At 64.6% G+C, this 8,173-nt stretch carries 10 protein-coding genes and 3 pseudogenes; 12 read left to right on the forward strand and 1 reads right to left on the reverse strand.

All coding sequences use genetic code 11. The features are described 5' to 3' along the window. The 11 genes and pseudogenes from U9979_RS06235 to U9979_RS06280 all read left to right on the forward strand — a co-directional run. A pseudogene (locus tag U9979_RS06235) lies at positions 1–794 on the forward strand (hypothetical protein); the annotation flags it as partial. Between the two features lie 50 nt (positions 795–844). After that, complete coding sequence (locus U9979_RS06240; RefSeq protein WP_322778617.1) at positions 845–1,162, forward strand: hypothetical protein; 318 nt, start codon at positions 845–847, stop codon at positions 1,160–1,162. A gap of 49 nt (positions 1,163–1,211) precedes the next feature. Next, positions 1,212–1,514: a hypothetical protein gene (locus tag U9979_RS06245; protein ID WP_322754924.1), complete on the forward strand. Its 303-nt coding sequence runs from the start codon at positions 1,212–1,214 to the stop codon at positions 1,512–1,514. A 181-nt stretch (positions 1,515–1,695) separates the two neighbouring features. Then, positions 1,696–1,950 (forward strand): hypothetical protein, encoded by a 255-nt coding sequence (locus U9979_RS06250; RefSeq protein WP_322778618.1) that lies wholly within the window; start codon positions 1,696–1,698, stop codon positions 1,948–1,950. 721 nt (positions 1,951–2,671) lie between these two features. Then, entirely contained in the window at positions 2,672–2,950 is a 279-nt protein-coding gene (locus U9979_RS06255) for a hypothetical protein (RefSeq protein ID WP_322778619.1), read from the forward strand. A gap of 227 nt (positions 2,951–3,177) precedes the next feature. Then, complete coding sequence (locus U9979_RS06260; RefSeq protein ID WP_322778620.1) at positions 3,178–3,720, forward strand: hypothetical protein; 543 nt, start codon at positions 3,178–3,180, stop codon at positions 3,718–3,720. Next, complete coding sequence (locus U9979_RS06265) at positions 3,717–4,253, forward strand: hypothetical protein (protein WP_322778621.1); 537 nt, start codon at positions 3,717–3,719, stop codon at positions 4,251–4,253. Before U9979_RS06260 ends, U9979_RS06265 begins: the two co-directional genes overlap by 4 nt. A 706-nt stretch (positions 4,254–4,959) precedes the next feature. Further along, the gene (locus tag U9979_RS06270) at positions 4,960–5,475 is read left to right on the forward strand and encodes a barstar family protein (RefSeq protein WP_322778622.1); all 516 of its coding nucleotides are present in this window, start codon (positions 4,960–4,962) and stop codon (positions 5,473–5,475) included. Positions 5,476–5,723: 248 nt separating this feature from the next. Continuing rightward, complete coding sequence (locus U9979_RS06275) at positions 5,724–6,833, forward strand: RHS repeat-associated core domain-containing protein (RefSeq protein WP_322778623.1); 1,110 nt, start codon at positions 5,724–5,726, stop codon at positions 6,831–6,833. Beyond that, a pseudogene (locus U9979_RS25090) lies at positions 6,833–7,060 on the forward strand (DUF4304 domain-containing protein); the annotation flags it as partial. The gene U9979_RS06275 and the pseudogene U9979_RS25090, both read left to right, overlap by 1 nt. Positions 7,061–7,075: 15 nt before the next feature. Continuing rightward, positions 7,076–7,339, forward strand: coding sequence for a hypothetical protein (locus U9979_RS06280; RefSeq protein WP_322778624.1), 264 nt, complete (start codon positions 7,076–7,078; stop codon positions 7,337–7,339). Positions 7,340–7,386: 47 nt separating this feature from the next. On the opposite strand, the pseudogene U9979_RS06285 reads toward U9979_RS06280, so the two are convergent. After that, positions 7,387–7,530, reverse strand: a pseudogene (locus U9979_RS06285) (helix-turn-helix domain-containing protein); the annotation flags it as partial. 130 nt (positions 7,531–7,660) lie between these two features. Between U9979_RS06285 and U9979_RS06290 the strand changes: the two are divergent. Continuing rightward, complete coding sequence (locus tag U9979_RS06290; RefSeq protein WP_416219564.1) at positions 7,661–8,161, forward strand: RHS repeat-associated core domain-containing protein; 501 nt, start codon at positions 7,661–7,663, stop codon at positions 8,159–8,161. The last annotated feature ends 12 nt before the right edge of the window (positions 8,162–8,173 follow it).

An 8,173-nucleotide genomic window follows, 5' to 3' on the forward strand; every position in this document is an offset into this window, starting at 1 on the left:
GTTCCGATGACGATTTTTCTTGGGGTGGGTTGGCGAAGAGTACGGCGACGGGGGCGTTGTACGGCGGGCTGATCGCCGCCGGGGGGGAAGCCGGGTTTGCGCTCGCGGACGGGTTCGCCGGGGTGGTGGCGGCTGGGGCGGGTGCCGGCCTGGGCTCGGTCACCGCGGGGGGTTTGTCCAGCCATCTGTTCGGTGATGGGGGTTATAGCTGGTCGGATGCGGGTGGTGATTTCGCCATCGGTGCGGGTGGTGGTCTGGTTTCGGCTGGTGCCGGCAGTCTCGCGGGCAGAGCGGGCCGGACCGCGGCCGGCCGGGCGGTGGTCAGCCGGGTACAGGCCGCCGCCGCCTGGCTGGCCCGTAACGCTCCGGGGCCCCGCCCGAAGGACTTGACCGCCATCGCCTGCGCGGGTACCGGTACAGCCGAAGGCGGCGCTGCTACCCTGGCTGCGGCCCCAAACGCGGGAGCGGGTGCTGACAATGTGGTGAACGGGGTTCGCCTGGGGGAGCAGTTGGCTCGTGAGTCCGCTAGCTCGGCGTTCACGGCCTCCGGTGAGTTGCAGTCTGAAGTGATTCAGGGATCGCAGCGCATTATTTCCGGTAGTAAATTGCAGAACCCGGAGGTGGTCAAGGAGTTGACGTCGGACGGTAGCAGCATCGCCGACTGGGGAAAGTACACGTCGAGGACGTTCCAAAGTCCACAGGGGCCGTTCCAGGTACACTACTACTACAATCCTGCGACCGATGTCGTTAACTATAATTATGATTACAAGATCGTCTTTAATGTGACTCGGTGACCATGCGCGTTCTGTGTACTCGTATTATCAGTCCAGCGACTGGCGGTTCGATGGAGGACAGTGCCTGGGTCCGTCTCGGTGGGGAATACATCGTGATTTCGGTACTGGCCTGCCCGGGTCGTCGCATCGAGTTGCAGATCGTCGGAGATGATGTTCGTACCCCTGGCTTGTGGGATTCCGAGATGTTCATGACGGTAGATGACCGGCTTCCCTCCAACTGGGTGGCGAAGGTAGGTGAGGGCGGTGTCGTGGAGTTGGCGCCTTGCCGCTGGCTCGAGCCGGGTTTCTGGGAGGCTTACTTCGACCGGGACCCGGATGCCGTTGCGGCCTTTGAGGATGAGTTGCGGCAGATCCTAAGTGAATGCTGACCGCTTGCCGTTAGATGCCGAGGGTTTGTAGGTCGTCGGGGTTGGCGCCGTGGGCGAGTTCGGCGAGGGTGATGTTGAAGGTGTGCCAGAGGGCGGCGACGTCGTCGGGGCTGATTTTGCGGCGCCGGCTTTGATGTCGTGGCTGGAGGAGCGGGGTCAGCCGATGGCGGTGGCGATGTCGGTTTGGGTCATGCGACGGTGGGCGCGTTCGGCGCGGACGTTGTTGGCGATGACGTGCCCGATCCGGCCATGGGCGCATGGTCGGCAGGTTCGGTGGGCCGCTGTAGGTGAAGGTGTGCTGCGCGTCGAACGTTTCGTTGTGACGAAACGCGGTTTCGGCAAGAACCAATGATCACGATCTGTTGGTTTTCAACCTTGCGTGTGATGGTGCGCCGGACAGCAGGCGACCGGGTCTCCGGTATGCAGGCCGGTGCGGGCGTGCGCAGCACGAGCGGAAGCGGCGCCGGCCATGTGACGGCAACCATAGATCACATCGCTGGGCAGTCTGGGCTGGAATCTGCTCGGATGGGGGGATGGTGGGCATCGTGGCTGGTCTGGCAATGCTGACGACACCCGTGCTCTTCTGGCTGACACGGCCGATCGATGCGCGCCCCCAGGCTCCCTGGGATGTTCTTCGCGCCGTCGGGGGACCGCACGAGGGCGCCCACCGCACCCCCTCGCGTCGCGCGCACGCACGGCGGCTACGCCGCACCGCCGACGTGATCTTCCTGGTCGGCTGGTGCACGGTGGCCATCGGATCGATCGCGCGAGGCGTCACCGGACTGTGAGTGCCCGTGGCCGGCCTCCCGCCGGTTCGTTCGTGACGACACAGCAGTTCGGCACCCCCGGTGGACGGGACGGGCCGCCGACGCGCCGGGCGAGCACGGCCGCCAGGCCGCGCGCAGTCCGCCGCGCGGCGCCGGAACGAACTGGACGCCGGGGGCTTGAACTGGGAGGGTCGTGTGTCCGGTAGTCGCGTGTTCGTGGGGTGATGTCTGTTTTGCGGTTACTGGTTGTGGTGGCCGGCGGCCGCGGACGGGGTCGGCTGGCCGGTGATCGCGGGCGTGCTGGGGCGTCCCGGCAGGCCGCCCGCCAAGCCCACCAACGACGACAGACCGGTCCTTTCCCAGTTGCCGGCTCTTCAGCTGCTGCCTCCCCACGCTCAGGCGGGCTGACTGACAGACTCGACCCGTGACCAGCCCCCGCGGCTCTCGATGCGGCTGGGAAATGGCTTGGGTCGGGATATTCGGAGGCCCTTAAGGGTAGCGGTCGCTACGTCTCGAAGGATGGAAGTGGTGTTGTCAGAATCGGTGAATCGGATATCACTGGGCGGCATGGTGGTGGTCCACATATGAACTTCGAGCGATTGGTTCCGAATCCAAGAAAGCCCGGCAAGTCGGTTGTCGTCGAGAATCGTCACATTTACCTTGGGTAGACTAGAGTTTCCTGGCTCAAAGCGAGTCGGAGGAAATACCTCGTCGCATGTTTTCGCGAAGGTCGGAGTGGATAGTGGATCGTGTTATTGAAGTACCTGGGTATCATCCTGATGATGGCTTGCGCTTTGTATGGGATGAGGGATTTGAAATCGCTGTGACGGCAAGTTCGACAGATGTCGCCATAAAGGCGAACCGTGCTGGCTTTGTATCGCTGGCGCGGCACCTGTTGACCTTGGCGCAGGACGGAGTTCATGAAGGTGCGCATATTCACCTCACGGCAAATCAGGAGATCGATTCAGATTTGGATCTCATTCTTGAACTTATGCCCGAAGGGTCACATGATGTCGCCTGAATCGATAGGTGGATGAGCGTTCTCTGGCGGGTGTCTATGGCGGCGGGAGTGGCCGGGATACCGGCGTGAGTTTGCTGTTGCCCCTGGTCAGGTGGGGGTTTCGAGCCCATGGTGGGCGCGGACCCGTCGGGTCTGTGTCCGGTGTGTTTCGGGGCGGTCGGGGATGCGCTGTTCCGGGGTGGCGCCTACCTGGTGCATGTTACCCGGTCCGATGACACCTTCTCCTGATGTGGGTTGGGGAAAAGCACGGCGACGGGGGCGCTGTACGGCGGGCTCATCGCCGCGGGTGGAGGCGCCGGGTTCGCCCTCGCCGACGGCCTCGGCGGGGTGCTGGCAGGGGCTCGGTCACCGCCGGCCTGTCCGCCCATCTGTTCGGCGGCGGCCGCTACAGCTGGACCGACGCGGGCAACGACCTCGTCACCGGCGCCGCCGGTAGTCTGCTGGCCGCCGGTAACGCGGCTCGGGATGCGATCGCCTTGGGGTATCCAGGGTCGGTGATTGAGCAGAACTTCGGCACGCCGTTCGGGGCACGTCGCGTCGATGTCCTGACGCCGAATGGTGTGGCGATCGAGTCGAAGGTCGGCCGTATGTCGCTGAGTTCGGGTATCCAGGCTCAGATCGCGAAGGACCAGTGGCTGATGCAGAACAATAATAAGGTCAACGGCGTGCTGTGGGTATTCTCGCGGAGTGCCGTGACCGGTGAGAGAGGTCCGACAGGACCGCTGCAGGCGGCGTTGAACAAGGCCGGGATCGGGTGGGCGGTGCGATGAGTATCGACTGGGACGGCTACGAGATCTATCATCCGGGTGTGTTCGGCCCGCTGAACACGCTGCCCCGCCGGGAGGCCCGGCAGGCGTTCGTGCGGTTGATGGAGGCCAAGCCGGCGCGGATCGTGATGCTGGGTCGGCTGCTGAAGGCGAATGGTGTTGAGCTGGGCACCGATGATGCGGCGATCCAGGATCTCAACGATTGGTTCCGTGCCGGTGTGCAGGGTGATCCGGATAAGCCGGGTCGGCTGCTGCCGGATTGGTATTCGGTGGTCAACGATGTCGGGTTGTTCCTCGGCGATGTGATGATCGAACGGCATCCGAACCTGCGTTGGGAATTCTTCACCTGGGGTAAGAAGAACGTCTCCTACCAGCATCATGTGATCATGGTGTTTGGGACGGAGGATCCGAAGTTTAAGACCAATGACGATATTGACATTGCGGTCGCTGTTTATGGGCATCGCATTATCGGCGGTGAGGATGTTGATCATGAGGAGTTCTGGCGGTGGCTGCGAATCATCGCTCTCGAGGCGTGACGTGCGGCGCGGTCGGTGAGCTGACGTTGACGGTGTGGGCGCTTGTCGGCTGGTGGCTGCTTCGATGACGCGGTCGTCGAGGCTGATGGTGAGGATTGCGGTGAGGCGCACGAGTGTTTCGAGGCTTGGGGTGATGCGGCGGTTTTCCTAGTGGCTGACGTGCCGAGCATCGCTGTCGATCGTGTCTGCGAGTGTGTTTGGCGACCAGCCGGGCTCGATGCGCAGCGTTTTGAGGAGTTCGGCGAAGAACGGGCTGGTATGTCCTGACCTCAAAGATCATCACGTGGAGGTTGGAGTGCTGCGTCGATCACGGCATGCTCACCTTCGATGTCAGTAGGGATCTTGTGGGTCGGTGGTCGTTCCATGGCAGCCGGGAGTCGTTGCTGGTGGTGACGCCGGGCACGAACCTGTGGACCGTCTGGCTGCGTGTCAGGCTGGCGGCTGCCTCATCGCTTGGAAGGTTCGTGGCCGTGTAACGGAGAAAGGTTTGTCGCTGCCGGATTGTAGGGGGCTCGATGGTCAACAACCTGGAGAGTCGGCTTCCGGGCGTCGATGGAGCGGGGAATCCGATCACGTATCGGGAGAGGGACGTGAACCCCTACGTGAAGGGTGCCGGCCGCGGGGCTGAGCGGCTGGCGAGTGGCAGGTCGGCCGATTACACTGACGATCACTATCGTTCTTTTCTCCACTTTTGGAGCGCCTGCTGATGACGAGCCCGCTGTCGTTGATGAGGGCGTCCAGCACGCTCGAGCTATTGGTCCTGGAACGCGACCCCAAAGCCGTGAGCGAGGCAGTCGTGGGATGGGTGGAGTCTGGCTTGGTCGTGCGAGTCGTCCGGGGACGGAAGATGCGAACGTTGCAGGCCACGTTCGATGAGGTCGCCGCCTCGCTGCAGTTTCCTTGGTACTTCGGCGAGAACATGGACGCCTTCGACGACTGCATGGCGGATCTCGGCTGGCTGCCGCCGCGGTCGGGCTATGTAATCGTGATCACCGATCCTGGTGAGGTCTTGGCGGATGCGGGTGCGGACGTACTGGGTTGGCTGGTCGACTCGCTGACGCGGGCATGCGAGGAGTGGGCTCGGCCGGTTGTACGGGGCGAGTGGTGGGACCGTCCGGCGGTGCCCTTTCATGTGGTGCTTCAGCCGGCACCCGGGGATGCCGCAATGGTCACGCAGCGGTGGGCCGGTGCTGGGGCTTCGGTCCTGCCGTTCCCCGGTTGAGCTCGGCAAAGGATCTCAGGTGATCCCGCGGGCGAGAGTCCTCGGCTGCGTCTTGGTGACGAGGCTGTCGATGAAGTTGATGAGGCTGAGGGCCGGGGCGAGGTTGTCGGGGCCGGGTTCGGCGAGTTGAGCCGGACGGTCGTCGAGGGCTTCATCGCCGCGGTGAACCGGCCGCTGTGGGATGTCGTGGTCGAGTAGGTAAACGGCGGAGACGTCGAAGATCTCGCCATTGCGGACGATGCCGGGGGTTGACCGGGTCGGCGAGTCTGGATCCGTTCGGTGGGCCGGCCGCGGTCACCGGAACCGGCTATGCGGGCAATCCGCTGCGGTTCCACGGCCAGTATCTCGACACGGTTACCGGCCTGTATGACCTGCGGGCCCGGGATTATGACGCGTCGGCGGGGCGGTTCACCGGTCCGGACGCCCATCCGGCGCAGTCCGGTGTCGGGTTCACCCAGGCGTATGGCTATGCGGGTAATCGGCCGACGGTGGACGCGGATCCGTCGGGTCTGTGCCCGCTGTGCATCGGGGCGGGCCTGGGCGCGCTGATCGGGGGCGGTACCTATCTGGTGCATGTCGCCCGCTCCGACGATGCTTTCTCCTGGAGTGGGCTCGGGCGCAGCGCCGGTACCGGGGTCCTGTACGGCGGGTTGATCGGCGCGGGTGGGGAAGCGGGGTTTGCGCTCGCGGATGGGTTCGCCGGGGTGGTGGCGGCTGGGGCGGGTGCCGGCCTGGGTTCGGTCACCGCGGGTGGTTTGTCGAGCCAGCTGTTCGACGGCGCCGGGTACAGCTGGTCGGATGCGGGTGGTGGTCTGGTTTCGGCTGGTGCCGGCAGTCTCGCGGGCAGAGCGGGTCGGACCGTGGCCGGGCGGGCGGTGGTCAGCCGGGTACAGGTCGCTGCGGCCTGGTTGGCCCGGAACGCTCCGGGGCCTCGTCCGAAGGACTTGACCGCCATCACCTGCGCCGGTGCGGGTCAAGCCGAAACCGAGGCTGCTACCCTAACAACCGCCGCGGAAACCGCAGGGGTTGCTGCGCAAGTTGCGCGGCCGAGGAACGCGCGAGGGCAGTTCACGAGTGGTGCTGGTGGTGACTCCGCAGAGGCTGCGGCCGGCCGCTCGGCTCACCTGAACTACGAAAACACCCTGGGTGGAGGGGATTACGTCTTCAACAGGGCGATGCCCGGGAGTCGACTGAGGCCGGATGCGGTGAGTTACTCTCAGCGTATTGTTCGGGAATTGAAGCCGGACAACCCGGGTGCGATCACGGATGGTTGGCGACAGGTGAACGGTTACAAGGCATATCTGGAGGAACTCACCGGAGAGCCCTGGACGGCCTACGTGGACGTGTACAAGCCATGATGACGAGTCGGGAAGTCCGTGCCGCAATCAAGGATGTGTTTGCCGGGTCTGGATTCGTCAAGCGAGGGCAGGCCTGGGTGCGGAGATCTGATGAGTTGGTCTGGGTCGTACAGCTTGATCGGTCCCCGTATGGAGAGCGCTACTCCCTGGACCTGGGTGTGTCACCTCTGCAGGTAGTGACGGGAGCTGAGCCGGCGAGGCCCAATGACTGTCCGGTCCTGATGCACCTGGAGAATCTCCCGTTGGCCACGCCGCCGGAGGCGGAGGGCACTCGTTTAGGGGATTTTCGTTCTGCTGCCGTTGCTTGCTTTGATCTGACCTTGGATATGCCGGACGGGGATCGAGAACGCCTCTTGGTGTCGATTCTGCGCGCGGTTTCAGAATATGTCGGGTCGATAGAGGGCGAGAATGACCTGCGACTACGGTATGAAGCTGGCGATTTCCGTTCTGCTTTCATCCGAAAGGATGTGAAGCAGATACTCGCCGGGGGTGATTGTTTGTCATGAGGGTTCGCCGGTCGAACTTGCTTCGCTCAGATTCCGAGGGTGTGGAGGTCGTCGGGGCCGCGTTCGCCGGGTTCGAAAACGAGCGCATCTGTGCTGACCGATAGTGCGATGGCGGGGCTGCGCAGGACGTCGAGCGTGGGCTGGTTGGTGCCGGCTTCGTAGCGACGCAGCTGGGTGACGTGCACGCCGACCCGGGCGTTGGCCTACGGGTTGGACACGAACCTGCGGTCGGTCGTCCTGGAGGACGGCCGGACCGTCGGCTACGGCTATGACGAGCAGGGTGACCGGATCAGTCGGGCGGTCAACGGTGCTACCGATGCGATGTGGACGTGGGATACCGGCGGGCTGCTGCCCGTTCGGGTCGGGGAGAGCGCCGGCGCCGGGACGACCACGCACACCTGGTGGGCCGACCCGCAGTCCACGCTGGGGACCGCGGTCGCGGATGGCACTCCCGGTGGGGCGTTGAGCTGGCTGCTCGCCGACAGCACCGGGAGTGTCACCGACACCGCGGACGGCGCCGGGGTGACCGGGTCGGCCACGTTGGATCCGTTCGGTGGGCCGGCCGCGGTCACCGGAACCGGCTATGCGGGCAATCCGCTGCGGTTCCACGGTCAGTATCTCGACACGGTTACCGGCCTGTATGACGTGCGGGCCCGGGATTATGACGCGTCGGCGGGTCGGTTCACCGGCCCGGACGCCCATCCGGCGCAGCCGGGTGTGGGGTTCGCCCAGACCTATGGCTATGCGGGTAACCGGCCGACGGTGGACGCGGATCCGTCGGGTCTGTGTCCGATATGTATCGGGGCGATCGGGGGGCGCTGATCGGGGGCGGTA

Source organism: Protofrankia sp. Cas4, from assembly GCF_963555915.1.
In the GTDB taxonomy this organism is placed as follows: Bacteria; Actinomycetota; Actinomycetes; order Frankiales; family Frankiaceae; genus Protofrankia.

What these genes read in the sequence shown, in the direction of transcription:
- U9979_RS06265 (WP_322778621.1), top strand. Translation starts at nt 3,717, where the DNA reads ATGAGTATCGACTGGGACGGCTACGAGATCTATCATCCGGGTGTGTTC.
- U9979_RS06240 (WP_322778617.1), top strand. Translation starts at nt 845, where the DNA reads ATGGAGGACAGTGCCTGGGTCCGTCTCGGTGGGGAATACATCGTGATT.
- U9979_RS06250 (WP_322778618.1), top strand. Translation starts at nt 1,696, where the DNA reads ATGGTGGGCATCGTGGCTGGTCTGGCAATGCTGACGACACCCGTGCTC.
- U9979_RS06270 (WP_322778622.1), top strand. Translation starts at nt 4,960, where the DNA reads ATGACGAGCCCGCTGTCGTTGATGAGGGCGTCCAGCACGCTCGAGCTA.
- U9979_RS06260 (WP_322778620.1), top strand. Translation starts at nt 3,178, where the DNA reads ATGTGGGTTGGGGAAAAGCACGGCGACGGGGGCGCTGTACGGCGGGCT.
- U9979_RS06290 (WP_416219564.1), top strand. Translation starts at nt 7,661, where the DNA reads ATGTGGACGTGGGATACCGGCGGGCTGCTGCCCGTTCGGGTCGGGGAG.